The organism is Methylobacterium frigidaeris, assembly GCF_022179185.1.
Classification (GTDB): Bacteria; Pseudomonadota; Alphaproteobacteria; order Rhizobiales; family Beijerinckiaceae; genus Methylobacterium; species Methylobacterium frigidaeris.
In genome coordinates this window covers 202,485-227,267 of record NZ_BPQJ01000006.1, presented here as the reverse complement: position 1 = coordinate 227,267, position 24,783 = coordinate 202,485, and the positions used below count along the sequence as shown (strand labels likewise).

General features: G+C 70.7%; 24 protein-coding genes. 10 read left to right on the top strand and 14 right to left on the bottom strand.

What is annotated here, in order from left to right; translation table 11 throughout:
- Positions 1-72: 72 nt before the first annotated feature.
- From fchA to MFF64_RS09000, 4 genes are all read right to left on the bottom strand, one after another.
- Positions 73-702, bottom strand: coding sequence for a methenyltetrahydrofolate cyclohydrolase (gene fchA / locus MFF64_RS09015; RefSeq protein ID WP_099906367.1), 630 nt, complete (start codon positions 700-702; stop codon positions 73-75).
- Positions 702-1,562, bottom strand: coding sequence for an NADP-dependent methylenetetrahydromethanopterin/methylenetetrahydrofolate dehydrogenase (locus tag MFF64_RS09010; RefSeq protein ID WP_099906365.1), 861 nt, complete (start codon positions 1,560-1,562; stop codon positions 702-704). The genes fchA and MFF64_RS09010 overlap by 1 nt, the downstream gene beginning before the upstream one ends.
- A 79-nt stretch (positions 1,563-1,641) precedes the next feature.
- Positions 1,642-2,580, bottom strand: coding sequence for a D-2-hydroxyacid dehydrogenase (locus MFF64_RS09005; protein WP_238190484.1), 939 nt, complete (start codon positions 2,578-2,580; stop codon positions 1,642-1,644).
- Between the two features lie 200 nt (positions 2,581-2,780).
- Positions 2,781-3,968 carry an aminotransferase class V-fold PLP-dependent enzyme gene (locus tag MFF64_RS09000; RefSeq protein WP_099904818.1) on the bottom strand — a complete coding sequence of 396 codons (1,188 nt, stop codon included), beginning with the start codon at positions 3,966-3,968 and terminating at the stop codon, positions 2,781-2,783.
- A 465-nt stretch (positions 3,969-4,433) separates the two neighbouring features.
- On the opposite strand from MFF64_RS09000, the gene MFF64_RS08995 reads away from it, so the two are divergent.
- Together MFF64_RS08995 and MFF64_RS08990 are read left to right on the top strand one after the other, a co-directional pair.
- Complete coding sequence (locus MFF64_RS08995) at positions 4,434-4,751, top strand: hypothetical protein (RefSeq protein WP_238190482.1); 318 nt, start codon at positions 4,434-4,436, stop codon at positions 4,749-4,751.
- A gap of 90 nt (positions 4,752-4,841) precedes the next feature.
- A complete protein-coding gene (locus MFF64_RS08990) occupies positions 4,842-5,132 on the top strand; it encodes a hypothetical protein (RefSeq protein ID WP_099904820.1) in 291 nt (96 codons plus the stop codon).
- A gap of 34 nt (positions 5,133-5,166) precedes the next feature.
- On the opposite strand, the gene MFF64_RS08985 is transcribed toward MFF64_RS08990, so the two are convergent.
- The 6 genes from MFF64_RS08985 to MFF64_RS08960 all read right to left on the bottom strand — a co-directional run bounded on the left by MFF64_RS08985 (position 5,167) and on the right by MFF64_RS08960 (position 11,089).
- Positions 5,167-5,955 (bottom strand): ATP12 family chaperone protein, encoded by a 789-nt coding sequence (locus MFF64_RS08985; protein WP_099904822.1) that lies wholly within the window; start codon positions 5,953-5,955, stop codon positions 5,167-5,169.
- Between the two features lie 43 nt (positions 5,956-5,998).
- Entirely contained in the window at positions 5,999-6,661 is a 663-nt protein-coding gene (locus MFF64_RS08980) for an HAD-IA family hydrolase (RefSeq protein WP_099904824.1), read from the bottom strand.
- A 60-nt stretch (positions 6,662-6,721) separates the two neighbouring features.
- The gene (locus tag MFF64_RS08975) at positions 6,722-7,159 is read right to left on the bottom strand and encodes a hypothetical protein (protein ID WP_238190481.1); all 438 of its coding nucleotides are present in this window, start codon (positions 7,157-7,159) and stop codon (positions 6,722-6,724) included.
- Between the two features lie 127 nt (positions 7,160-7,286).
- Complete coding sequence (locus tag MFF64_RS08970; protein WP_238190479.1) at positions 7,287-8,780, bottom strand: RluA family pseudouridine synthase; 1,494 nt, start codon at positions 8,778-8,780, stop codon at positions 7,287-7,289.
- 60 nt (positions 8,781-8,840) lie between these two features.
- Positions 8,841-9,671, bottom strand: a complete 831-nt coding sequence (locus MFF64_RS08965; RefSeq protein ID WP_099904099.1) for a ParA family protein — start codon at positions 9,669-9,671, stop codon at positions 8,841-8,843.
- Positions 9,672-9,772: 101 nt separating this feature from the next.
- Positions 9,773-11,089 carry a replication-associated recombination protein A gene (locus tag MFF64_RS08960; protein WP_099904101.1) on the bottom strand — a complete coding sequence of 439 codons (1,317 nt, stop codon included), beginning with the start codon at positions 11,087-11,089 and terminating at the stop codon, positions 9,773-9,775.
- A gap of 181 nt (positions 11,090-11,270) precedes the next feature.
- Between MFF64_RS08960 and MFF64_RS08955 the strand changes: the two genes are divergently transcribed.
- On the top strand, positions 11,271-12,320 hold the full coding sequence (locus MFF64_RS08955) for a hypothetical protein (RefSeq protein ID WP_099904103.1): 1,050 nt from the start codon (positions 11,271-11,273) through the stop codon (positions 12,318-12,320).
- 236 nt (positions 12,321-12,556) lie between these two features.
- On the opposite strand, the gene MFF64_RS08950 is transcribed toward MFF64_RS08955, so the two are convergent.
- From MFF64_RS08950 to dnaK, 3 genes are all read right to left on the bottom strand, one after another.
- The gene (locus tag MFF64_RS08950; protein WP_238190477.1) at positions 12,557-13,201 is read right to left on the bottom strand and encodes a class I SAM-dependent methyltransferase; all 645 of its coding nucleotides are present in this window, start codon (positions 13,199-13,201) and stop codon (positions 12,557-12,559) included.
- Positions 13,202-13,395: 194 nt separating this feature from the next.
- Entirely contained in the window at positions 13,396-14,565 is a 1,170-nt protein-coding gene (gene dnaJ, locus MFF64_RS08945; protein ID WP_099906594.1) for a molecular chaperone DnaJ, read from the bottom strand.
- A gap of 147 nt (positions 14,566-14,712) precedes the next feature.
- Positions 14,713-16,632 (bottom strand): molecular chaperone DnaK, encoded by a 1,920-nt coding sequence (gene dnaK, locus MFF64_RS08940; protein WP_099906596.1) that lies wholly within the window; start codon positions 16,630-16,632, stop codon positions 14,713-14,715.
- Positions 16,633-17,020: 388 nt separating this feature from the next.
- Here dnaK and MFF64_RS08935 point away from each other — a divergent pair, with 388 nt between their 5' ends.
- The gene (locus tag MFF64_RS08935; RefSeq protein ID WP_099906598.1) at positions 17,021-18,016 is read left to right on the top strand and encodes a hypothetical protein; all 996 of its coding nucleotides are present in this window, start codon (positions 17,021-17,023) and stop codon (positions 18,014-18,016) included.
- 76 nt (positions 18,017-18,092) lie between these two features.
- On the opposite strand, the gene MFF64_RS08930 is transcribed toward MFF64_RS08935, so the two are convergent.
- Complete coding sequence (locus MFF64_RS08930) at positions 18,093-18,638, bottom strand: YqgE/AlgH family protein (protein ID WP_238190528.1); 546 nt, start codon at positions 18,636-18,638, stop codon at positions 18,093-18,095.
- Positions 18,639-18,963: 325 nt separating this feature from the next.
- Between MFF64_RS08930 and MFF64_RS08925 the strand changes: the two genes are divergently transcribed.
- The 6 genes from MFF64_RS08925 to MFF64_RS08900 all read left to right on the top strand — a co-directional run bounded on the left by MFF64_RS08925 (position 18,964) and on the right by MFF64_RS08900 (position 24,783).
- Entirely contained in the window at positions 18,964-19,446 is a 483-nt protein-coding gene (locus MFF64_RS08925) for a peroxiredoxin (RefSeq protein WP_099906600.1), read from the top strand.
- 497 nt (positions 19,447-19,943) lie between these two features.
- The gene (locus MFF64_RS08920) at positions 19,944-20,693 is read left to right on the top strand and encodes an SDR family NAD(P)-dependent oxidoreductase (RefSeq protein ID WP_238190475.1); all 750 of its coding nucleotides are present in this window, start codon (positions 19,944-19,946) and stop codon (positions 20,691-20,693) included.
- Between the two features lie 11 nt (positions 20,694-20,704).
- On the top strand, positions 20,705-21,574 hold the full coding sequence (locus MFF64_RS08915) for a transketolase (RefSeq protein WP_099904858.1): 870 nt from the start codon (positions 20,705-20,707) through the stop codon (positions 21,572-21,574).
- Positions 21,571-22,623, top strand: coding sequence for a transketolase family protein (locus tag MFF64_RS08910; protein WP_099904856.1), 1,053 nt, complete (start codon positions 21,571-21,573; stop codon positions 22,621-22,623). The genes MFF64_RS08915 and MFF64_RS08910 overlap by 4 nt, the downstream gene beginning before the upstream one ends.
- Positions 22,614-23,504: an NAD(P)-dependent oxidoreductase gene (locus tag MFF64_RS08905; RefSeq protein WP_099904854.1), complete on the top strand. Its 891-nt coding sequence runs from the start codon at positions 22,614-22,616 to the stop codon at positions 23,502-23,504. The genes MFF64_RS08910 and MFF64_RS08905 overlap by 10 nt, the downstream gene beginning before the upstream one ends.
- A gap of 265 nt (positions 23,505-23,769) precedes the next feature.
- On the top strand, positions 23,770-24,783 hold the full coding sequence (locus MFF64_RS08900; RefSeq protein ID WP_099904852.1) for a TRAP transporter substrate-binding protein: 1,014 nt from the start codon (positions 23,770-23,772) through the stop codon (positions 24,781-24,783).

The window sequence follows — 24,783 nt, the reverse complement described above, 5'->3', positions numbered from 1 at the left end:
CGCCCGGCTCAAAAAGCGCGGTGCGTTGCTTCGGCTGTTCGCCCGGTTATCGTGCCGGGCGGGTGCCGACCGTCAGGTCAGCTTCGACTTCACCAGACCGTAGACCCGCTCGGTCAGGGCGTCGGCCCCGTCGAGGGCGCGGGCGAGGTCGGCGAGGCGGCCTTCCGCGAAGGTCCGGTCCTCGATCGCCTTGGCGTTCACGTAGACGTTGAGGGCGGCGCTGCGCAGGCCGGCTTGGGCCGCCAGCACGGCGACGCCCGCGTCGCTGACGACGTTGAGGTTGCCGCGCTCGGCGATCCCCTCGCAGAGGTCGATCACCGCCCGGCAGGTCTTCGCGCAGGCGAGCGGCACGTCGGTGGCGAGCCTCAAGGCGTCCTGGATCGCGGCCGCGCGGGCCGCCTTCTCCTCGTCGCTCGCCTTCGGCAACCCGTAGGCGCCCATCACCGCGTTGAAGGCGCTCACGTCCTCGGCGATCATGCCGGTGAGTTCGGCCCTCAAGCGCTCGGCCCGGTCGCGGGTCGCGATCATCTCGGCCTCGACCTCGGCGTACTTCTTCTTGCCGATGGTGAGGTTGCAGACCATCGAGACCAGGGCCGCACCCATGGCGCCGGAGATCGCCGCCGCGCCGCCACCGCCGGGGGTCGGGCGCTCGCTCGCCAGCGCGTCGAGGAAGCCCGGGATCGTGTCCTCAGAATGCGCCATCACGCCATCTCTTTCGCGAGCGCGTAGATCTCTTCCGCGTCGAGGACCAGTTCGCTGCTCTCGAACAGCTTGGCGACGCAGGCCCGGTGCAGCTTGAGCTTCAGCCCGCCGATGCCGAGTGCCCCGAACACCGTCTTGCCGTGGCGCTCCTTGCCCTTGTCGGTCGCCTCGATCCCGCCGAAGCCGAGCGGCGGCTGCGCGTTGTAGTCGGCGAGGAACGCGAGAGTCTTCGCAGCCGTCCACTGCGCCTCGGAGACGAGTTCGAGCCCGATCGCGCCGGCGGAGAACGCCACGTCGGCCTCGGCCACGGCCGCGCCGCGGGCCTCGGAATCCGGGGTCTCGATCGCCCGGATCGCGACCTTGAACCGGGCCTCGATCGCCTTCGCGGCCTCCTCGGCCTTGGCGAGCTGACGCCCGGCGAGGGTCACGGTGGCGCCCTCCTTGGCCAGCAGCGCCGCCGAGCGCATGCCGACCGGGCCGGTGCCGGCGAGCACCAGGGCGCGCTTGCCTTCGAGCGAGCCCGCCGCCTTGGCGACGAGGGCGACGCCCGCCGCCGCCGTGGTGTTCGAGCCGTTGGAGTCGAGCATGCACGACACCCGGAACGGGCCGAAGAAGCGCTTGCGCACCGCCTTGAACACCGCCTCGCCGGCCGCCATGCTGCCGCCGCCGACGAAGATCGCGGTCGATTTCTTCTCCGATCCGCCGCGGGTGTAGATCGTGCCGTCGACGAGCGCGCCGACATTGTCAGGCGTGACGTTGGGATAGCCGGTGATGATGTCGGCGCCGCCATCGTAGCCCACCACCGTGTCGAACACGCTGGGCATCGGGTCGGTGTCGAACTGGAACAGGAGCTTCTTCATCGTCGTCCTTTCCGCCGCGGGCATCCGAGCCGGCGCGGGGTCTCTTTGGTACCGGAGCGGGTTAGCGTCCCCTCCCGCCCTACTCCACCACGTTCTGCGGCCGGCCGGCCACGAAGGCCTCGATGTTGTCGACGAGCTGGTCGGCGAGGATCTGCATCGCCTGCTTGCTCGCCCAGGCGACGTGGGGGGTGATGATGAGGTTCGGCAGGTCGAGGGCGAGGAGCGGGTTGTCGTCCCGCGGCGGCTCGCTGGTGAGCACGTCGAAGCCGGCGCCTCCGATCGTGCCGGCTTGCAGGGCCTCGGCGAGGGCCGCCTCGTCGACCAAGCCGCCGCGGGCGGTGTTGATGAGGATCGCGTCGCGCTTCATCCGCGCCAGCTCGTCCCGCCCGATCATGTTGCGGGTCTCCGGCGTCAGCGGCGCGTGCAGGGTGATGACGTCGCTCTCGCGGATGATCGTGTCGAGGTCGACGAGACCGGGCTGGGGCATCACGTCGTAGGCGAGCACCCGCATGCCGAGCGCCTCGGCCCGCTGGCCGATCGACTTGCCGAGCGCGCCGTAGCCGACGATGCCGAGGGTCGAGCCGGCGACGTCGCGGATCGGGTAGTCGAAGTAGCAGAAATGCCGCGCCTTGCCCCAGTCGCCGCGCCGGACCGAGCTGGCGTAGGGCACGATCGCCCGGCGGAGCGCGAAGATCAGCCCGATCACGTGCTCCGGCACGGTGTTGAAGGCGTAGTTGCGGACATTGACGACGGTGATGCCGCGCGCCTTGGCGGCCGCCTTGTCGACCACGTCGGTGCCGGTCGCCGCGACCGCGATCAGCTTCAGGTCCGGCAGCTGGCCCAAGGTCTCGTCCCGCATCGGCACCTTGTTGATGATGGCGATGTCGGCGCCCTGGAGCCGCGCGACGATCTCCTCAGGCGCCGTCACCGGGTGCTCGGCGTAATCGTGCGGGAAGCTCGGGCGCCGCAGCTCGGCATCCAGGGTCTCGCGGTCGAGGAAGACGATGCGGTGGGACATGTCGGTCTCCGGCGCCCCGGCCTGGCGGGGCATGGCGCGGCAGAATGGCATGGTGGGCGGGGGTGTGGCAGCCGGTCTTGGGTGTGAGCAGCATCACCCCTCCCCCTTGTGGGGAGGGGCTCAGGGGTGGGGGTGGTGCCGGATGACGCTCGCGCCTTGCGCGGCACCAACCCTGGCCCCTCCCCACAGGGGGGAAGTGCCTAACTCTCCCGGGTTTCCCGGAAATGCTCCTGCGCCGCGGCGACGCCGCTGCCGGGCTCGATGCGGATGCCGGCATCCCGCATCGCCATCTCGCAGCCCGAGAGGGCGCCGAGCAGCATCAGCTCGTTGAGATCGCCGAGATGACCGATGCGGAAGAGCTTGCCCGCCACCTGCGACAGGCCGGCCCCGAGGGCGAGGTTGTAGCGGCGATAGGCCAGGCTGATGACCTCGGCGCCGTTGATCCCTTCCGGCACCATCACGGCGCTCACCGTGTCGGAGTGCCACTTCGGCTCACGCGCGCACAGCGTCAGGCCCCAGGCCCGGACCGCCGCGCGGGCGCCGTCGGCCAGCCGCCGGTGGCGGGCGAAGACCTGCTCCAGCCCCTCCTCCTCCAGGCAGCGCAGGGCCTCGCGCAGGCCGTAGAGCAGCGGCAGGGGCGGCGTGTAGGGGAAGTAGCCGGTGGCGTTGGCCTTGGTCTGGTCGGCGAAATCGAAATAGGCCCGGCGACACTCGGCGGTCCTGGAGGCCGCCAGCGCCCGCTGGCTGGCGCAGACGATGCCGAGGCCGGCGGGCAGCATCAGGCCCTTCTGCGAGCCGGTGATGGCGCAATCGACGCCCCACTCGTCGGCCCGGAAGTCGATGCTGCCGATCGAGGACACGCCGTCGACGTACAGCATCGCCGGGTGGCCGGCCGCGTCGATCGCCCGGCGCACCGCGCCGATATCGGAGGTGACGCCGGTCGCGGTCTCGTTGTGGACCACCAGCACCGCCTTGATCCGGTGCTCGCGGTCGGCCCGCAAAGCCTCCTCGATCCGCGCCGGATCGGCGCCGGTGCCCCATGCCTCGTCCTGGATCTCGACGTCGAGGCCGACCCGCTGGGCGAGGTCGATCCACAAGGTGCTGAACTGGCCGAAGCGCGGCGCCAGGACCCGGTCGCCCGGGGAGAGCGTGTTGGTGAGCGCCGCTTCCCAGGCCCCGGTGCCGCTCGACGGGAACAGGAAGACTTGGCCGTCCCGGGACTTGAAGATCTTTCTCGTCTCCTCGAACAGCGGCAGGGTCAGGTCGGGGAAGACGGGCGAGCGATGGTCCTCCATCGGCACGATCATCGCGCGCTGGACCCGCTCCGGCACGTTGGTCGGGCCCGGAACGAAGAGAAAGTTGCGTCCCGGACGTCTCGATCCAGCCATGGTGTCTCCTCCGGCCCTGCGGGCTGACCAATCCGGACGTTGCCTCGTCCGGTGTCGTGAATCGGGTGCGCGCCGCCGGCCGCCGCGACGGCGCCGGCAAAATCTCGGTTTGAACCGATCGGTTCTGATCGGCGCGGGCGCGGTGATCGGAAGACCAGGCGGCGGCTCATCGCCGCGTGCTGCCCCGGATCGCCGTGTCGGGAGCGACTATGCGGGCCGCCACGCGGCAAGGAAAACTGAAAAAACTGAGGCTCACCTTCAAAAATTTGAAACACCGCCACGCAGCTTGGCCGAAAGGGGTAGGCGGCTGCGCCTTCCGCCGCAGGGCGCAATCTAGGCTTTGCCGTATCGGCAGTATTGCCCAGAAAAGTCGCAAACCTTATCGAATGTGATCAGCGGTTCCGATCACGGCGGATATGCATCGGCCCAAAGATGCAACGGGTCGGACCCGGGGGGAGACTAGTCATGAACGCGAGCAGCGTGGGCTCAGGGTTCACACGCGCGTGGCCGCGCACCGTGCGGCGCTGGCCGACCTACAACCTGTTTCGCCGGCGCGAGGAGCCGGATCTGGTCTGCGCGGTGCCGAACGACTTTCCGGTACCGGGCTTCGTCACCGGCGAGGCCTGGACCTATGCGGGCAGCATCAACGCCCCGTCCGAGGCGCCGCCCGGCTTCTCGGCCGAAGTGGCGGAGCGCGGCGCCGAGACTTGCGGCTTCCACCTGTTCCACCAGCTGCCGGCCGTCGCAGCGGCACCCGAAGCAGCGTGGCGCGCTGCCGGGTAGGCATTTTTCGGAGAACCGCGGCCGGGGTTCGCGCATTGTCTTGCCAAGCAACGCTTTGGCAAGATTTGCCCCCGCACGGGAGACCCCGAGATGCTTCTCAAGACCGTCATCGCGGCCGGCCTCATCCTGGCTGGCTCCGCCGCCGCCCGCGCCGAGGGCACCAGCCTCGATCAGGCCGGCATCCCGGCCCTCGACGTGCCGGGCTTCTCGGACAGCGTGCCGGCCGGCATGCCGCTCTTCGCCGCCCTGCCCCGGATGGCGCCGGGCGCCGAGGTGGAGGTGCGCGGCATCGATGCCAGCGGCCTCGTGGCCTTCGGCCCGTCCGTGCCGCAGATGGTCGATCCGAACGCCGACATCGCGACCGGCTCGCTGAAGAAGTGAGCGCGCGCGGCCAGGGCCCTTGCGCCCCGGTCCCTCAGCCGCTGAGGCTTGCGACCCGCGCCGCGGCCTCGAACTCCACTCGCCGCCGGGCGAGGCGGTCTTCGGCCTCCGCGTCCCGACCCCAGACCTCGGTCTGGAAAGTCTCGTCGACATGGGCGGCCGCCCAGCCCTCCTGCGGCGTCAGACGGCCGTGGAGAACGGCGAGTGCGATCAGCAGCGAGCCGGTCAGGGTCGTCATCGAGTGAAGGCCCGCGAGCGCGGTCGGACTCTCCACCGCCTCGATGGCGCGGCGCAGGGCAGCGACCGACTCCGCCGGCTGGGTGACGTGCATCACCCCCTCGCTCAGGATGAACCGGGCCCCCAGGGTGTCGTGCGCCCAGGCCAGCACGGGGTCCCAGGCCGCACCTTGAGCCGCCACGAGGCGGGCCGGGTCGCCGGCCCGGTAGACGACGAGGTCGGTGCCCGCATAGGCCGACAGATCCTCGACCACCGCCTCGCGCCGCTCGGCCACCCCGTCGAGGGCCGAGTTGACGAGGCGGGTGAGCGGCATCCGCGCCGGATCGATGAACTCCTCCTGCGCGCCCCATTCCGCCGCCAGCGCCTCGGCGAGGGCCGCCTGCGGCACCGCGAGGCGGCGACGGGCGGGAGTGTGGGCCGGGCGACCGTCGAGGACGAGGCGGTAGCCGTCCTCGGCCTGCGCCACGCCGGCCTCCTTGTAGAAGCGCTTCGGCAGCGCGGGTTTCGCCGATTGGCGGGCGGCGCGGACCGGATCGGGCGTCGCCTCCGGATCTCCGAGCCAGTCGCGGGTCACGTCGTTGGTCATGGGTATCAGATAGGGCTCCGGGCCGGCGGTTGCGAGGCGGCCGTCAGACCGCTGCGATCCGCGCGTACAGGGCGGCCTCGAGCTGCGAGAAACTCTCCATCACCGCGTGCGCCCCGGCAGCCCGCAGAGCCTCGGGCGCGTGATAGCCCCAGGCGACCCCCAGGGCGGTGACGTGGGCGCCGCGCGCCATCACCATGTCGTAGGTCGAATCGCCGATCATCACCGTCCGGGCCGGATCGGCCCCGGTCTCGGCCATCGCCTGTTCGAGCATCGCCGGATGCGGCTTCGACGGCGCGTCATCGGCGGTCTGCACGGTCGAGAACCAGCCCTCCCAGCCGTGGACGGCGACGAGATGGTCGACCCCGCGACGGGACTTGCCGGTGGCGATGCCGAGCTGCACCGCCGGCTCGCGGTTGAGCCTCGCCAGGAGATCCGCTGCACCAGGAAACAGCGATTCGCGGATCTCGGCCCGGGCCCGCAACCGGCCGAAGGCCTGTTTGTAGGCCTCGGACAGCGCCACCACCGGCCCGTCGGCGCCGACGAGGGCGGTGAAGGCCTGCGGCAGCGACAGCCCGACCACCGACAGCGAGCGCTCCCGCGTCGGCGCCGGCAGCCCGACCGCTGCGAAGGCCTCGGCCTGCGCCGCCACGATCAGGTGCTGGCTGTCGACGAGGGTGCCGTCGACGTCGAAGACGATCAGGATCATTGCAGGATCATGGTTGGTTCGGGCCGCCTCGCTGTCGCGCCGGGTGCGGCCCGCCGGCCGTCAGGGTCTGGCGCGGGCCGGCTGCTGGCCCGGCTGGATCCGCTCATAGCCCAGGCGGCAGCGGATCAGGAAGCGGCGCCGTGCGCCGCCCTTCAGGCTACGCCGCTGCGAAGCGCGGTTGCAGGCGGCGTAGCTCGGGCGGCGGCGGCGGGGCGTCGCCGCCCGCTCAGGCGTCGCGGGCCGGGCGGCCGGTCCGTTGCCGTCCGCGGGCATCGTGCGGCCGTCCTGGTGGCGCCCGTCTTGCCGGACCGAAGTGGCCTTGCCGTCCGGGCGAGCGGCAGGCCCCGCCGGGGAGGTGGCAGGCCCCGCCGGGGGGATGGTAGGAGCTGCCGGGGTTGCGGCGGGTGCGGGTGTCGCAGGGGTGGGCTGCGCCTGCACCGTCCCGGCGCAGGCGAGGAATCCGATCAGGCCGAGGCTGGCGAGCGCGGCGGGTCTCATCTGGCTTGTCTCACTCCCGGACGGGCCGCTAAGCCCGCGCTGGTGCCGTGGTCGCGGCGGCCCACCTTGAGAATAAGGCGCGCGGCCGTCCTGCCAAGGGTTTCCCCGGGGCCGGATGGCCGCAGCGTCACGCCTCCGGCGCCTCGACGATCGGGTCGTAGCGGGCGGCGTCGAAGCCGAGCAGGTTCCAGCTCTGCGCCATGTGGGGCGGGAGCGGCGCCGTGACGTCGATCGGCTTGGCGGTGCGCGGATGCGGGATGACGATGCGCCGGGCGAGCAGGTGCAGGCGGTTCTGCAGGCCGCCGGGCAGCTCCCAGTTCTCGATGTCGAAGTACTTCGGGTCGCCGACCAGCGGATGGCCGATATGGGCCGCGTGGGCGCGCAGCTGGTGGGTGCGCCCGGTGACCGGCTTCAGCGACAGCCAGGCGAGCTTCTGCCCGGCCTGGTCGACCACGGCGTAGTAGGTGAGCGCGTGGCTGGCCCCCTCGTCGCCGTGCTTGGCCACCCGCATGCGGGCATCGGCGTCGCCGATCTCCTCCTTGGCGAGGTAGGTCGAAATCCGGCCCTGGCGCACCTTCGGCACCCCGGCGGCGAGCGCCCAGTAGATCTTGCGCGCCGCCCGCGACCGGAAGGTCTTGGCCAGCGTGGCCGCGGCGAGCCGGGTCTTGGCGATGATGAGGCAGCCCGCCGTGTCCTTGTCGAGGCGGTGGACGAGGCGCGGCTTCTGGCCGTCCTTGTCGCGCATCGCCTCCAGCAGGCCGTCGACGTGGCGGGTGGTGCCCGAGCCGCCCTGAACCGCGAGGCCGAAGGGCTTGTTGAGCACCATCATGTCCTGGTCCTCGTAGAGGATCAGGGAGCGCAGGAAGGCGAGGTCGCCCTCCGCCCGGGGGGAGTTCGGGGCTGGCGGGCGCGCCTCCAGGCTCAGGGGCGGCACGCGGACGCTGGCGCCGGGCTCGACCCGGTCGGCGGCCTTGGCGCGCTTGCCGTTGACGCGCAATTCGCCCTTGCGCACCAGGCTCTGGATGCGGGTGAAGGGAAGCTGCGGGAAGCGGGCCGAGAGGAAGCGGTCGATCCGCATCCCGGCCTCGTCCGGTGTCACCTCGAGGGTCTGCACGCCGGTGGCCAGCGCCTCGGCGGTCGCCTCGCGCAGGGCGCGCCGGGTCGGAGCCTTGGGCTCCGCGGGTCCGCGGCTCCGCGGGGCCTCGGAATCCTGCCGCTCGTCACGGCGGGTCCGGGTCGCCGGACGGCCCTCGGCAGCATCGCGGGTCGCGGGCCTTGAGCTCGCAGAACGGCCGGCCGGCCGTTCCGCCGCGCTGGCGCGCGGCCGGTCGGACTTTGGCCGGTCGGATTTCGGCTTGGCCGGCGATTGGGAGGGTGCCTTGGCCGGCGCGCGGCTCGGCCCTTCGTCCCGTTCCCAGGGTGCCGCGTCGCTCATGTCGCGGCCGAAGGCGGCGCGGGCGGGAGCGGCCCGGCTGGAGATGGCCAGGCCGGCGGCGCGCTCGGCGGCATCGCGGGCGGTGTTCCGCGGTCCGGTGCGGGCCCGCGGCGGGCGGCCCGAGGCGGGTCCGCCCGGGCCGGTCCGCGACCGCCCGGAACCGCCGCGAGAAGGAGGCTTCGTCATGCGGCGGCTCGTAGCACCCGCAGCCCTCCCCGTCACGCCCGGCGAATCAGTGCCGCCCCCTCATCTCCAGGAGATCCCGCGCGAAAAACCCTCCGCCCGGCCGCAGGAAGGCTCCGCGAAGGCGGCGGCGCAGTCGATGCCGAAGCGCTGCACCAGGTCGTCGGCGAGGCCCGAAAAGTCCTCGACGGCGCGGGCGCGGGGGCGGGTGCGCCGCACTGGCTGGCGCCGGGCGAAGGCCTCGCTCACCGCCACGTCGGTGCGCACGCCCCGCACCATCTGGCCCGGCCCGAAGGCGGTGCGAAGCTGGCCCAGCGTCTCGCGCTCGACATTGGTGCGCAGGTCGATGCGCATCGGCGCGATGGCGAGCCCGAGGGGCGCGGCGCGGAAGCGCAGCATCGTGTCGTGGTAGGAGCGGGCGAACTGGCGCACGCCCTCGAGGCCGAGCGGATCGAGGGTGGTGGGGATGACCACCCCGTCGCTCGCCATCAGGGCGCAGACGGTGAGCGCGGCCGCCGCCGGCGGCACGTCGATCAGCACCAGGTCGTAGACGTGGCGCAGGGGCGCGAGCGCGTTGGCGAAGCAGTGGATGTCGCTGTTGCCGAGCTGCCCGTCGAAGCCCCGGTCGGCCGGCACCACCGACACGTTGTCCTCTTCGGTGGCCTGGGCGGCGCCATCGAGGCTGGACGGCGATCGCCGCAGCGGCGTGTGGGCGTTGGGCGAGCCGAGCCGCGCCGTGACCCTGAGACCCAGCCCCGCATGGCCCTGCGGGTCGAGGTCGACCACCAGGACCCGGTAGCCCCGGGCGCCGAGTTCGGCCGCGAGGTTGACCGCGGAGGTCGTCTTGCCGGTGCCGCCCTTGCAGTTGGCGATGGAGAGAACCCGCGCCGTCATCCTGATGGACCGTGCGGGAGGAGGTCCTGTCTCATTCCCCCAAGTTGACCTAACGGAGAGCGGCGCGTCAACGCCCGTCGGTCAGGTTGTTCACACAGTCGTCACGACTCTTCGCCGGAGCGGTCCCGCCGGGCGGCCTCCCACCACTCCAGACGCTCGGCGACGCGGCGCTCGAAGCCCCGGTCGGTCGGTGCGTAGAAGCGTTGTCTCCCCAAGCGCTCGGGCCAGTAATCCTGGCCCGAGAAGGCGTCGGGCTCGTCGTGGTCGTAGCGGTAGCCCTCGCCGTAGCCGAGCTTGCGCATCAGCTTGGTCGGCGCGTTGAGGATGGTGCGGGGCGGCGGCAGCGAGCCGTGCTCCTTGGCTTTGCGGGTCGCGGCCTTGTAGGCGGTGTAGAGGGCGTTCGATTTCGGGGCCGTGGCGAGGTAGACCGCCGCCTGCGCCAGCGCCAGCTCGCCCTCCGGCGAGCCGAGGAAATCGAACGCCTCCTTGGCGGCGTTCGCCACCGCGAGGGCCTGCGGATCGGCGAGGCCGATATCCTCGACCGCCGCCCGCACCAGCCGGCGGGCGATGAACAGCCGGTCCTCGCCGGCATCGAGCATGCGGCAGAGATAGTACAGGGCGGCGTCCGGGTCCGAGCCGCGGATCGTCTTGTGCAGGGCGCTGATGAGGTTGTAGTGGCCCTCCTGCGCCTTGTCGTAGACGGGGGCCCGTCGCTGGATCAGCTCCTGCAGCAGGGCCGCATCCAGGGTCTCGTCGGGGCCGACGGAGCGCCAGACCTCCTCCGCGAGGGTCAGCGCCGCCCGCCCGTCCCCGTCGGCCATCCGCACGAGCACCGCCCGGGCCTCCGCGTCGAGGGGCAGCACCCGCCCGGTCACCGCCTCGGCCCGGTCGAGGAGCTTGGCGATCGCCGCCTCGTCGAGGGCGCGGAAGACCAGCACCCGGGCACGGGAGAGGAGCGCGGCGTTCAGCTCGAAGGAGGGGTTCTCGGTGGTGGCGCCGACGAGCGTGACCGTGCCGTCCTCGACCACCGGCAGGAAGGCGTCGAGCTGGGCGCGGTTGAAGCGGTGGATCTCGTCGACGAAGAGCAGCGTGCCCCGTCCCGCCGCCCGCCGGGCGCGCGCCGCCTCGAACACCTTTCTGAGTTCGGCGACGCCGGAAAAAATCGCCGAGATCTGCTCGAAATGCAGGTCGGTCTCGCCGGCGAGCAGACGGGCCACCGTGGTCTTGCCGGTGCCGGGCGGTCCCCACAGGATCAGCGAGCCGAGGTTGCGCCCGCGCAGCAGCCGGGTCAGCGCGCCCCCCTCCCCGGTCAGGTGCTCCTGGCCGACCACCTCGGCGAGGCTCGTCGGCCGCAAGAGGTCGGCGAGGGGACGGGGCGCGTCGCGGTCGAGGCCGGCGGTGGCGAACAGGTCGGACATGGCCGCATCAACACCCGCCGGGCGCGAGGCCGCAAGGGCCCCCGGGCATCCGCCCACCGCCAGGGCGATCCTCGAGGTGATCCCGCCGGCCGGAGCTGCTAGACTGCCGGCGCGATCTCCGGTCGCGCCGGCGCGCCCGCCGCGACCTTGCCGCGACGCCGTCTTCAGCCTAGCAAGCAGCATGCGATTCAACTTCAACGTCGTCGGCCCGGCGAGCTTCGAGCTCTGGATCGCCCCCGACGACATGCGCCGTACGCCGCGCATCCGCGTGGTCATGGACCGGACGCAGGAGACCGTGATCGAGGCTTGGGTCCACTACCCGCAGCTGAAGGAGTTCGGCTGGCACGCCCACGGCGTCTGCGGCTTCAAGCTCGATGGTCAGAGCTGCCCCGGCCTGGATCAGGCCGTGCGCTACGACATCTTCGATGCCGACACCAACATCCTGCTCTACCGGCACCGCGCCGACGCCGCGCATCGCGCGGCCCGCGTCCTCTCGCTCGACTACACGATCAACCAGGACAACGCCGCCCGCGACATGCTCTTTCCCGAGTTCGCGATGGCGTATTTCGGCATCCACGACATCCACTTCGACCTCCTGCGCTGCATCATCGACATCAAGTACAGCGACTCGCTGCTGCTGCAGGGCAGCCTGCTGCTGAAGCGCTACGAGGACGTGATCCAGACGGGCGAGTACGTGAAGACGATCCTGGTGGTCGATCCGTACGTGGAGCTGGCCAAGCGCCTCCTGTGGTTGCGCCGGATGGCGGAGATCGGCAAGGATCCGGCCCAGAGCTGGCGCGTCGACCACCTCCAGGGGCCCTGCGCCTTCGCCGCCGGCCTCGACCTCGGCAGCGTCTCGGCCCTGCGCAAGGGCTTCGACCGCATCGATCTCGAGACCTATGCCTGGCTGGAGAACCCGCTCACCCGCGACCTCTCCTGCACCGTCCCCGGCGAGGCGATGAAGCCGGGCCACTGGACGCTGGCGATCGAGGCGCTGTCGCGTTTCCACGTCATCGGCCACCAGCATTTCTGGGGCGCCTACACGGCGATGCTGGCCGACGTGCTAAAGCTCGAAGGACCAGCCGTGCCGGAGCGCCGGGTGCCCGAGCCGGTGCTGGAACTCGCCGAGACCCTGAGCCGGGTGAAGGCCACGATCGGCCTCGTCGAGATGGACATCAACCTCAGCGACAAGGTCTACACCATCATCGAGAAGCAGTGGGAGAAGGCGTGAGGCGCCGGCCAGATGTCGTGCTCGGCTCTCCCATAGACGTCGAGCCTCCATCGTCATCCCGGGGCCGCGCAGCGGAGCCCGGGATCCATCACCGCTGACGGTGCAGGCCGCAGCGGAACGCTGCTCGCCCCTTCCTCAGTCTCCAGCGGTTATTGTCGACCCCGGGCGCCCGACTGCGTCGAGCCCCGTGTGACGTCGAGGCCCACTGATAGGAAGGTCGTGCCAGCACCGGCCCGTCAGGGCCGACGATACACCCACACCCGCGCCGGCGGCAGGTTCAGCCAGACCTTGTTCGAGCGGCTGGCGGTGTAGGTCGTGGACTTGGCCGGGATCGGCGGCACCACCGCGTAGGTGAACTGCACGAACGGCGCGTCCGGATGCATCAGGTCGTGGGCGGCGTTCAAGAGATCCAGGCGCTGCTCCAGGGGCTTGGTGAACAGCGGCAGGCTCGAGATCGTGGCGCAGGCCGGCTCGGCGACCACGCCCTCCAGGGTGGCGCGGATGTTGTAGGCGTCACCCTGCAGCACCGTGGCCTTCGGGAAGCGCCGGCGCAGCAGCTTGCAGAAATCCGGGTTGTACTCGACGAGCACCAGGCGCTCCGGCGCGATGCCGCGGCGCACCAGCGCGTCGGTCACCGGGCCGGTGCCGGGCCCGAGCTCGATCACCGGCCCGGCCAGGCGCGGATCGACGTAGGACGCCATGGTGCGGGCGAGCATCCGACCCGACGGCGTCACGGCGCCGGTGACTAGGGGGCGCTCGAACCAGGAGCGCAGGAACCGCGCCTCGTCCTCCAGGATGTCGCGCTTCTTCTGAGGCTGCGGATGAGGCAGCGGGCTCGAGACCGCGACGGCTTTGGCCCTGGATCGGTGAGGCAAAGGCAAGACCGAAGACCCTTGAACACGCGAAGGATTGGTTGGTGAACGGCTGTCGTTCAAAGGCGCGCTGCCGTCAAGCCTGACGCGCCCGCACGAGCCCCACGAACCACGCAATCCCACCGCGCGTGAGAACGCGCGAGGGCTGCTCTGGTTCGCGAGCACGTGCGATCAGGCGCGACCCGAGCCGCAGCATCGGAGGGTCACGCGCGGCCCGACCCGCTCAGGCCGTCGAAGAACTCTTTCACCCGGGAGAAGAAGCCGGCGCTCTCCGGGTGGTTGTCGGCCTGGCTGCCATGCGTGTCGAATTCCTGCAGCAGCTCGCGCTGGCGCTTGGTGAGGTTCTGCGGCGTCTCGACGAAGACCTGGATGTAGAGGTCGCCGACGTCGCGCGAGCGCAGCACCGGCATGCCCTTGCCCTTGAGGCGGAACTGCTTGTTGGTCTGGGTGCCGGCGGGGACCCGGACCGAGGTGTGCGAGCCGTCGATCACCGGCACGGTGATCTCGCCCGAGAGCGCCGCCGTCACCATCGAGATCGGCACGCGGCAGAACAGGTCGGCGCCGTCGCGCTGGAAGAACGGGTGCGGCTTGATCGACAGGAAGATGTAGAGGTCGCCCGCCGGCCCGCCGCGCAGGCCCGACTCGCCCTCGCCGGCGAGCCGGATGCGCAGGCCGTCGTCGACGCCCGCCGGCACGTTGATCGAGAGCGTGCGCTCCCGGGTGACGCGGCCGGCGCCCGAGCAGGCCGGGCACGGATCCTCGATGATCTCGCCGCGGCCCTGGCAGTTCGGGCAGGTGCGCTCGATGGCGAAGAAGCCCTGCGCCGCCCGCACACGGCCGTAGCCGGCGCAGGTCGGGCAGGTCTTGGGCTTCGAGCCGGCCTTGGCGCCCGAGCCGGCGCAGACCTCGCAGGTGACAGAGGTCGGCATCCGGATCGTCTCGGTCTTGCCGGTGAAGGCCTCCTCAAGGCTGATCTCGAGGTTGTAGCGCAGGTCGGCGCCGCGCTCGCGGCCGCCGCCGGCGCGCCCGCCCGGGCCCGCACCCGGGCGCCCGCCGCCGCCGCGGGCGTCGCCGAAGAACGTGTCGAAGATGTCCGACATGAAGTCGCCGAACTCGTTGCCGAATCCGGGGCCGCCCTGGCCGCCCTGCGAGAAGGCGGCGTGGCCGAAGCGGTCGTAGGCGGCGCGCTTCTGCCCGTCGGAGAGGCACTGGTAGGCCTCGTTGAGCTCCTTGAACTTGAGCTCGGCCTCCTTGTCGCCGGGGTTGCGGTCGGGGTGGTAGACCATCGCCAGCTTGCGGAAGGCCGACTTCATCTCGCCGTCGGTCGCGGTCCGGGCGACGCCCAGCACCTCGTAATAGTCGCGCTTCGACATTCCTGTCCCCGGCCCCGCCGTATCCCCGTCGGGCATCGTCCACACACGTCCGGTCCCCGGCGCCGTTGTCGGGCGCCGAGGACCGGATCGCGCTGCAAATCACTGGGCCGCACGGATCTCAGATCCGTGCGGCAACCTCAAGGCGTCTTACGCCCGCTTCTTCTGGTCCTTGTCGTCGACTTCCTGGAAGTCGGCGTCGATGACGTCGTCCTTCTTGGCCTCACCCGCCTGAGCGCCGGCGGCGGCGTCCGGGCCGGCGGCCTGGCTCGCCGCGTACATCGCCTCGCCGAGCTTCATCGAGGCCTGCATCAGGTCGGTGGTGCGGGCCTTGATCTGCTCGACGTCCTCGCCGGCCAGCGACTGGCGCAGGGCGTCGATGGCGGTGGTGATCGCAGCCTTGTCGGAGGCCGGGACCTTGTCGCCGTGCTCCGTCACCGACTTCTCGGTGGCGTGGATCAGGCTCTCGCCCTGGTTCTTCACCTCGACCAGCTCGCGGCGCTTCTTGTCGTCGGCCGCGTTGGCCTCCGCCTCCTGCACCATGCGCTGGATGTCGGCGTCGGACAGGCCGCCCGAGGCCTGGATGCGGATCTGGTGCTCCTTGCCCGTCGCCTTGTCCTTGGCCGTGACGTTGACGATGCCGTTGGCGTCGATGTCGAAGGTCACCTCGATCTGCGGCAGGCCGCGCGGGGCCGGCGGGATGCCGACGAGGTCGAACTGGCCGAGCAGCTTGTTGTCGGCCGCCATCTCGCGCTCACCCTGGAAGACCCGGATGGTGACCGCGTTCTGGTTGTCCTCCGCCGTCGAGAACACCTGCGACTTCTTGGTCGGGATGGTGGTGTTGCGGTCGATGAGCCGGGTGAACACGCCGCCGAGCGTTTCGATGCCGAGCGACAGCGGGGTCACGTCGAGGAGCAGCACGTCCTTGACGTCGCCCTGGAGCACGCCGGCCTGCACCGCGGCGCCGATCGCCACGACCTCGTCCGGATTGACGCCCTTGTGGGGCTCCTTGCCGAAGAAGGTCTTCACCTGCTCCTGGACCTTCGGCATGCGGGTCATGCCGCCGACCAGGACCACCTCGTCGATCTCGGAGGCTGAGACGCCGGCGTCCTTGAGCGCCTTGCGGCACGGCTCGATCGTGCGCTGCACCAGGTCGTCGACCAGCGACTCGTACTTGGCGCGGCTGAGCTTGAGCGCCAGGTGCTTCGGGCCGCTCGCGTCGGCGGTGATGTAGGGCAGGTTGATCTCGGTCTGGGTCGCCGAGGACAGCTCGATCTTCGCCTTCTCGGCGGCCTCCTTGAGGCGCTGGAGGGCGAGCTTGTCCTTGGTCAGATCGATGCCCTGCTCACGCTTGAACTCGGCCGCCAGGTACTCGACGATGCGGTTGTCGAAGTCCTCGCCGCCCAGGAACGTGTCGCCGTTGGTCGACTTCACCTCGAACACGCCGTCGCCGATCTCGAGGATCGAGACGTCGAAGGTGCCGCCGCCGAGGTCGTAGACCGCGATCAGGCCTGACTTCTTCTTGTCGAGACCGTAGGCGAGCGCCGCCGCGGTCGGCTCGTTGATGATGCGCAGCACCTCGAGGCCGGCGATCTTGCCGGCATCCTTGGTCGCCTGGCGCTGGGCGTCGTTGAAGTAGGCCGGGACGGTGATGACCGCCTGGGTGACCGGCTGGCCGAGATACGACTCGGCGGTCTCCTTCATCTTCTGCAGCGTGAAGGCGGAGATCTGCGACGGCGAGTACGACTTGCCGTCCGCCTCGACCCAGGCGTCGCCGCCGCTCGAGCGGGTGATCTTGTAGGGGACGAGCCCCTTGTCCTTCTGCGTCATCGGGTCGTCGTAGGTGCGGCCGATGAGGCGCTTGATCGCGAAGAAGGTGCGCTCGGGGTTCGTCACCGCCTGGCGCTTGGCCGGCTGGCCGACGAGCCGCTCGCCGTCGTCGGTGAAGGCGACGATCGACGGGGTGGTGCGCGCGCCTTCCGCGTTCTCGATGACCTTGGGCTGCGTGCCTTCCATCACGGCCACGCAGCTATTCGTGGTGCCAAGGTCGATGCCGATGACTTTACCCATGGTGGGATCCCTCGTTGGTGTTTTTTAAGCAGACCGCCGAGCCCCGAAGCAGCTCGGCCCATGGCGGTACTTGTCGAATGGTTTGATCCGGGGCGGGCCGGACCGGACCACGCATCGCCGGAGACCGGCGAGCGGGGGCGTTGCCCGCGCCGAGCCCGATATAAGAAGGCCGTTTCGGGGCCGCAAGGCGAGCCGGGCCGGCCTGCGCATCGCGATCCGCATGGGCCCGCGCGGCATTGTTTTTCCTCCGACGTATGGTCAAGCCGCCACGACAATGTTGCGGGCTTGCCACGCCCCTGCCACGGACCCCATGCTAGGACTCCCTGCGAGGACCCCGTGGGATATCGATCCCGGTGCCTTTCGCCCCGCGCCTTTCGCCTGGAGCCTGATGCAGCCCGTTCGCCCCTCCCCCCGCCCGGTGGCCCTGCCCGTGCTGGCGGCCCTGCCCCTCGCGGCGGTCCTGATGGTGGCGCCGGCCCCGGCCTCGGCCCAGTCCTTCCTCGAGGAATTGTTCGGCATCGGCCGCGCCGCGCGCCCGCCGGTGCCCCCGGCCCCGGTGCCGGGCGGGCGGGCACCCGGCGAGGCGCCGCCGCCGGAGGCCGCGCCCCGGCCCGCGCCCGCTCCGCCGGCGCCCCCGAAGCCCGTGGTGCTGAAGACACCCAACGACGACGCGGTCCTCGGCCAGGAGCTGCAGCAGAACGGCAATGCCGGGTCTCTGCGCCTGGAGCGGGCGGGCGGCGGCTTCACGGCCCGTCTCACCCTCGCCGGCACGAAGGTCTCGCAGCCGACCGAGAGCTGCAAGGTCGCGATCGGCGACGGGCAGCCGCTCGCGCTCGCCGACCAGGGCAAGCCCAACGGCGTCACCCAGATCGCCTCTTCGGGGTCCGCCTGCCCGCTGCGGTTCGAGATCCTGGAGGGCAGCGTGATGGTCACGCCGCTGGCCGAGCCCGAATCCTGCGTGTTCACGGCCTCCGACTGCGCCACCACCCCGAAGGGCCTGTGGGGGCCCGGCGCCGCCACCCTGCTGCCGCGGGCACAGGAATTCGATTCGGCCCGCGGCGCCGCCGACAAGGCGGTGCGCGAGAACTACAAGGTGATGACCCAGCGCGCCCGGCGCGAGGACGTGCGGCCGATCGTGACCGAGCAGGCCGCCTTCTCGGCCGACCGGGAGCAGTTCTGCCGCGCCTATGTCCGCGAGGGCTCGCACGGCTTCTGCCACCTGCGCTTCTCGGAAGCCCGTGCCCTGTCGCTCGCCACCCGCCTCGGCCTGTCCGGCGCTGCCCCGACCGCGAGCGCGGCGCCTCGTCCCGCGGCGCGCAAGCGGCCAGCCCCGGCCGTCGAGGGGATGAATCCCGGCTTCGAGGCCGGCGCGCAGGACCAGTAGGCGTCCCCGACAAGTATCCCGCCCCGTCGATGCCTCCGCGGCGAGCGGGAGCTTCGTCGGCCAGGTCGGTCGCCGGTCAGGCGTGGCCGGCGGTGGCCGAGAGCATCGCGGGCTCGATGCCGATGCCGCGCAGGGCCCGGTCGTACTTGGTCTCGAGGGCGGTGTTGAAGATCAGGTCCGGGTCGGCGGGGCAGTGCAGCCAGCCGTTTGCCTGGATCTCGCTCTCGAGCTGGCCGGCCTGCCAGCCGGCATAGCCCAGTGCCAGCACCGCGCTCGCCGGCCCCTTGCCGACCGCGATCGCCCGCAGGATCTCGATCGTCGCGGTGAGGCAGATGCCGGTGTCGATCAAGAGGGTCGACTGGTCGATGTGGAAGTCGGGCGAGTGCAGCACGAAGCCCCGGCTCGCCTCGACCGGCCCGCCCATCAGCACCGGCATGTGGCCGACATAGGCCGGCAGCCGGATGGCATCGTCCTGGGCGATGATGTCGAGCTGGACCAGGAGGTCCGGCATGTTGAGGTCGGCGGCTGGCTTGTTGACGATGATCCCCATCGCCCCCTCCGCCGAATGCGCGCAGAGATAGATCACCGAGCGCGAGAAGCGCTCGTCGGCCATGCCCGGCATCGCCACGAGGAGCTGCCCGTCGAGGTAGCTCGGCGCGCCGCGGGCCGGCCCCTCCCGGTCGTCGGCGCGCGGGTCCGGCGCCCCGGCGGGGCTGAGATCCTGGGAGAGGAGGTCCTGTGGAAATCTGCTGCGCATGAAGCCCATGCTACGCTCCGCCCCGGCGTTGTCCATAGTCCGCTTGTCCGGGAACGCGCAGGAAGGCTCGCCGGGTCCCGCACCGCTCGCCGCGGCGACGAGATCGGCGGCACAACCTCGACTCGCAATCTCGACTCACCCGGACCGCCGCGCTAGACCCCGCCCGAACCATTCCGCGAGGAGAGCCACGATGACGATCCAGGTCGGCGATCACCTGCCCCAGGCGACCTTCCGTGTCATGGGCCCCGAGGGCCCGGTGGCCAAGACCACCGACGACGTGTTCAAGGGCCGCCGCGTGGTGCTGGTGGCGGTGCCGGGCGCCTTCACGCCGACCTGCCACCGCAACCACCTGCCCGGCTACGTCACCCGGCGCGACGACATCCTGGCCCGCGGCATCGACGCGATCGCGGTGACCTCGGTCAACGACGTGTTCGTGCTCGAGGCCTGGTCGAAGTCGGCCGGCGCCGAGGGCATCGAGTTCCTGGCCGACGGCAACGGCGACTTCGCCAAGGCGCTCGGCCTCGACATGGACGGCACCGGCTTCGGCCTCGGCGTGCGCTCGAAGCGCTACGCCATGCTGGTCGAGGACGGCGTCGTGCGGGTCCTCAACGTCGAGGACGCGCCGTCGAAGGCGGACCTGTCGGGGGCGGAGACGCTGCTGAAGGCGCTCTGAGGGGGACGGCCCGGGTTGCAAGCCGAGAGGCTGCCCGACCTGCCCCGGACGATTTCATATCCTCCACGTCATCCCGGGGCTCGCCGCAGGCGAGAACCCGGGATCCTTAACCGCCGAGGTTGCAAAACCGGGCTCGACGCGTTCTGCTCACGCCTCAACCGGTAGCGGTTATGGATCCCGGGTTCCGCTGCGCGGCCCCGGGACGACACCGAGGGCGTCAGGTTCGTCAGGCGGGTCGAACAGGTGCCGAAGCGATCGACCATCGCCGCACGCCTGCACCCGTGCCGCCCCACATGAATCCCATTCACCTCCGGCTGCAATTTCCGCGTTTGTCCGCCCTCCCCCATCCGGGCACAGTGTCCGCAACGAGACGAGGGAGGATCCGTCGAGGACGGACGGCGACGCGGGGGTGAGCCCCTGGCGCCGAACAACTCTCCCTCGTGCCCGAAGGCCGGCCCGACATGTGGGCCTGAGCCGAACAAGCGAGGGAGGACGACATGTTGCTGACCGACAAGGTATGTTTGATCACCGGCGCCGCATCGCTGCGAGGCATCGGCCGCGCCACCGCGAAGCTCTTCGCGCAGCACGGCGCCAAGGTGGTGATCCTCGATCTCGATGCCGGCCAGGCCGAGGCGGCCGCCCGCGAGATCGGCGAAGGCCATCTCGGCCTCGCCTGCAACGTCACCGACAAGGCCGCCTGCCAGGCCGCCGCCGATGAGGTGGTCTCGCGCCTCGGCCGTATCGACGTGCTGGTCAACAACGCCGGCATCACCCAGCCGCTGAAGTTCATGGAGATCGAGCCCGGCAATTACGACGCGGTGCTCGACGTCAACCTGCGCGGCACGCTCTACATGAGCCAGGCGGTGGTGCCGCAGATGCGCAAGCAGAAGTCGGGCTCGATCGTCTGCATGTCGTCGGTCTCGGCGCAGCGCGGCGGCGGCATCTTCGGCGGGCCGCATTACAGCGCCGCCAAGGGCGGTGTGCTCGGCCTCGGCAAGGCGATGGCCCGCGAGCTCGGCCCCGACACGGTGCGGGTCAACAGCATCACCCCGGGCCTGATCCAGACCGACATCACCGCCGGCAAGCTCACCGACGAGCTGAAGGGCGAGATCGCCAGGGGCATCCCGCTCGGCCGTCTCGGCGTCGCCGACGACGTGGCCAATGCCTGCCTGTTCCTGGCCTCCGACCTCTCCTCCTACATCACCGGCGCCGTCATCGACGTGAACGGCGGCATGCTGATCCACTGAGGGTGACGACCATGCCGGACACTCAAGCCCCGCAGATTGAACCAAATTCTCGGGCCAACAGCCCTTCGCTCGCGGAGCGGGCCTACCGCATCCGCCGCCACGCCCTGCTGATGGGCGAGGTCCAGGGCCAGGGCTACATCGCCCAGGCCCTCGGCATCGCCGACGTGCTGGCGGTGTCGTACTTCCACGCCATGCGCTACCGCCCGGCCGAGCCGGAATGGGAGGGGCGCGACCGCTTCCTGCTCTCGATCGGCCACTACGCCATCGCGCTCTACGCCGCGCTGCTCGAGGCCGGGATCATCCCGGAGGACGAGCTGACGAGCTACGGGGCCGACGACAGCCGGCTGCCGATGTCCGGCATGGCCGCCTACACCCCCGGCATGGAGATCACCGGCGGCTCGCTCGGCCACGGGCTCGCGCTCGCGGTCGGGTTCTGCCTCGGCCTCAAGCGCAAGAAGTCGGACTCGTTCGTCTACTGCCTGATCTCCGACGGCGAGCTCGGCGAGGGCTCGATCTGGGAAGGCGCCTGGTCGGCGAGCCACTGGAAGCTCGACAACCTGATCGCCCTCGTCGACGTCAACAACCAGCAGGCCGACGGCCCGGCCTCGCAGGTCACCGGCTTCGAGCCGGCGGCCTCCCGCTTCGAGGCCTTCGGCTGGCACGTCCAGCGGGTCGACGGCAACGACATCGACGCGCTCGTCCAGGCCTTCGACGCGGCCAAGGCCTGCACCGAACCGAAGCCGCGGATCATCATCTGCGACACCAAGATGGCGAAGGGCATCCCCTTCCTCGAGGCGCGCGAGCGCAACCACTTCCTGCGGGTGGAGCCGCAGGAATGGCAGGACGCGATCAAGATCCTGGATGCCGGGAGGCCCGCATGAAGCGCTCGAAATACACGCGTCCGGCCTGGCTCGGCGAGCAGGGCGAGGGCGGCCAGGGCACGGCGGACAAGCCGCGGCTCACCACCTCGGCGATGATCGCCTCGCTGGCCGGCCCCGACCAGCGCACCGCGCCGGCGCCGTTCGGCCACGCGCTCGCGAAGCTCGCCGAGGAGCGGCCCGAGATCGTCGGGCTCACCGCCGATCTCGGCAAGTACACCGACCTGCACATCTTCGCCCAGAAGCACCCCGAGCGCTTCTACCAGATGGGGATGGCCGAGCAGCTGCTCATCAGCGCCGCCGCCGGCATGGCCCGCGAGGGCTTCCAGCCCTTCGCGACCACCTACGCGGTGTTCGCGGCGCGGCGCGCCTACGACTTCATCTGCATGGCGATCGCGGAGGAGAACCTCGACGTCAAGATCGTGTGCGCCCTGCCCGGTCTGACCACCGGCTACGGCCCGAGCCACCAGGCGACGGAGGACATCGCGATCTTCCGCGGCCTGCCCAACATGACGATCCTCGACCCCTGCGACGCGCACGAGATCGCGCAAGCCGTGCCGGCCATCGCCGATCACAAGGGGCCGGTCTACATGCGGCTCCTGCGCGGCAACGTGCCTCTGGTGCTCGACGAGTACGGCTACACGTTCGAGCTCGGGAAAGCGAAGACCATCCGGGACGGCAACGACGTCCTCATCATCTCGACCGGCCTGATGACCATGCGGGCCCTCGAGGCGGCCGACGCCCTGCGCCAGGACAAGATCGACGTCTCGGTGCTGCACGTGCCGACGATCAAGCCCCTCGACACCGAGACGATCCTGCGCGAGGCCGGCAAGGGTGGGCGCCTGGTCGTGGTGGCGGAGAACCACACCGTGGTCGGGGGCCTGGGCGAGGCGGTGGCGGGGCTGCTCCTGCGCTCCGGCACGGTGCCGAAGGCCTTCCGTCAGGTCGGCCTGCCGGACGAGTTCCTGGATGCCGGCGCCCTGCCGACCCTCCACGACCGCTACGGCATCTCGACGAACGCCATGGTGCGGAGCATCCGCGAATGGCTGTGAGCGCGGAGCATCCCGTCGCCTTCGTCGGCCTCGGCTCGATGGGCCTGCCGATGGCTCGCAACCTGGTGCGGCACGGCTTTCCCGTGCGCGGCTTCGACGTGCGGGCGGAAGGGCGCAATGCCTTCGCGGGGGCCGGCGGCACCCCCGCCGAGACCATCGCGGCGGTCGCCGAGGGCGCCGGGGCCCTGGTGCTGATGGTCGTCAATGCCGACCAAGCGGACAGCGTCCTGTTCGGCGAAGGCGCCCTGGAGCGTCTGGCGCCTGGCGCCACCGTCGTCCTGATGGCGACCTGCCCGCCGGCTGCGGTGGCGGCGCTCGCGAAGCGCGTGACCGCGACCGGCCGGGCCTTCGTCGACGCCCCCGTCTCCGGCGGGGTCGTCGGCGCCGAGGCCGGGACCCTCACCATCATGGCGGCGGCCCCCGCCGCCGTGATCGCCGAGGTGCGCTCGCTCCTCGGCGCCATGGGCGACAAGGTGTTCCATGTCGGGCCCGAACCCGGCCAGGGCGCCACCATGAAGGCGGTCAACCAGCTCCTGTGCGGGGTGAACCTGGCGGCGGCGGCGGAAGCCCTGTCGCTCGCCGCCAAGGTCGGGATCGACGGCGCCACCGCGCTCGAGATCGTCTCCGGTTCCTCGGCCTCGAGCTGGATGCTCCGCGACCGCGGGCCGCGGATGCTCGAGGAGACTCCGCGGGTCACCAGCGCCGTCGACATCTTCGTCAAGGACCTCGGCATCGTGCTCGAGGCCGGCCGCAGCGAGAAGGCCGCCCTGCCCCTCGCGGCGCTCGCCCACCAGCTCTTCCTCGCGGCGTCCAGCCGTGGGGCGGGGACGGAGGACGATAGTCAAGTCATCGGCTCCTACCGGGCCCTGAATGGAAAGTAAGTAGAGCGCACCTCCCCTCTCCCGTGCGGGAGAGGGGCGTCTGTGAGGGCGGCGGCCGTTCGAAACCTAGCTTCGATCATTCCGCTGCCAGCAGGACGGCCAAAGATTTACTGCGGAAGCGCGCCACTCCTACCCCTAATCCTCTCCCAAACAGGAGAGGGGATCCCCCGGTTCTTCCCGAATCTGCAGCTGCGCTGCGGACGTGTCGAATACGTGCGTCAGAGGCCGACCCAACCGGCCCTCCCCCTTTCATCGAGGAAGCCCCATGAGCCAAGCCCTCTCCCGCCGCACCCTCCTCGCCGGCGCCGCGGCCCTGCCCCTCGCCACGGTCTTCACCCGGCCGGTCCGCGCCGCCGAGTTCGAGTACAAGCTCGCCACCGGCCAGGATCCGACCCACCCGGTCAACATCCGGGTGCAGGAGGCGCTGAACCGCATCCGCGAGGCCTCGAACGGCCGCCTCGACATCAAGCTCTTTCCTGCCAACCAGCTCGGCTCCGACACCGACCTTCTGTCGCAGGTGCGCAACGGCAGCGTCGAGTTCTTCAATCTCTCGACCTCGATCCTCTCGACCTTCGTTCCCGCCGCAGCGCTGCCGAATACCGGCTTCGCGTTCAAGGACTACAACGAGGTCTGGAAGGCGATGGATGGCGGCCTCGGCACGTATGTCCGCGAGCAGATCGCCAAGACGCCGATCCAGACCGTCTCGAAGATCTGGGACAACGGCTTCCGGCAGATCACCTCCTCGACCAAGGAGATTCGCACCCCGGAGGACCTGAAGGGCTTCAAGATCCGCGTCCCGCCGTCGCCGATGCTGACGTCGCTGTTCAAGGCGTTCGAGGCGGGCGCCGCGCCGCTCAACTTCAACGAGCTGTACTCGGCGTTGCAGACCAAGATCTTCGAGGGCCAGGAGAACCCGCTCGCGATCATCGCCACGACCCGGCTCTACGAGGTGCAGAAGACCTGCAGCCTCACCGGTCACGTCTGGGACGGCTACTGGATGCTCGGCAACAAGAAGGCGGTCCAGCGCCTGCCCGAGGACCTGCGCGCCCTCGTGTCCCGCGAGCTCGACCGCTCGGCCGACGACCAGCGCGCCGACATCGTCAAGCTCAGCGAATCCCTCATCAAGGAGCTCGGATCCAAGGGAATCACCTTCATCGAGGTCGATCGCCAAAAATTTCGCGATGCGCTCGGCCGCACGACCTTCTACAAGGACTGGAAGAGCAAGTACGGCGACGCGGCCTGGGAGCACCTCGAGGCAGTCTCCGGCAAACTGGCCTGA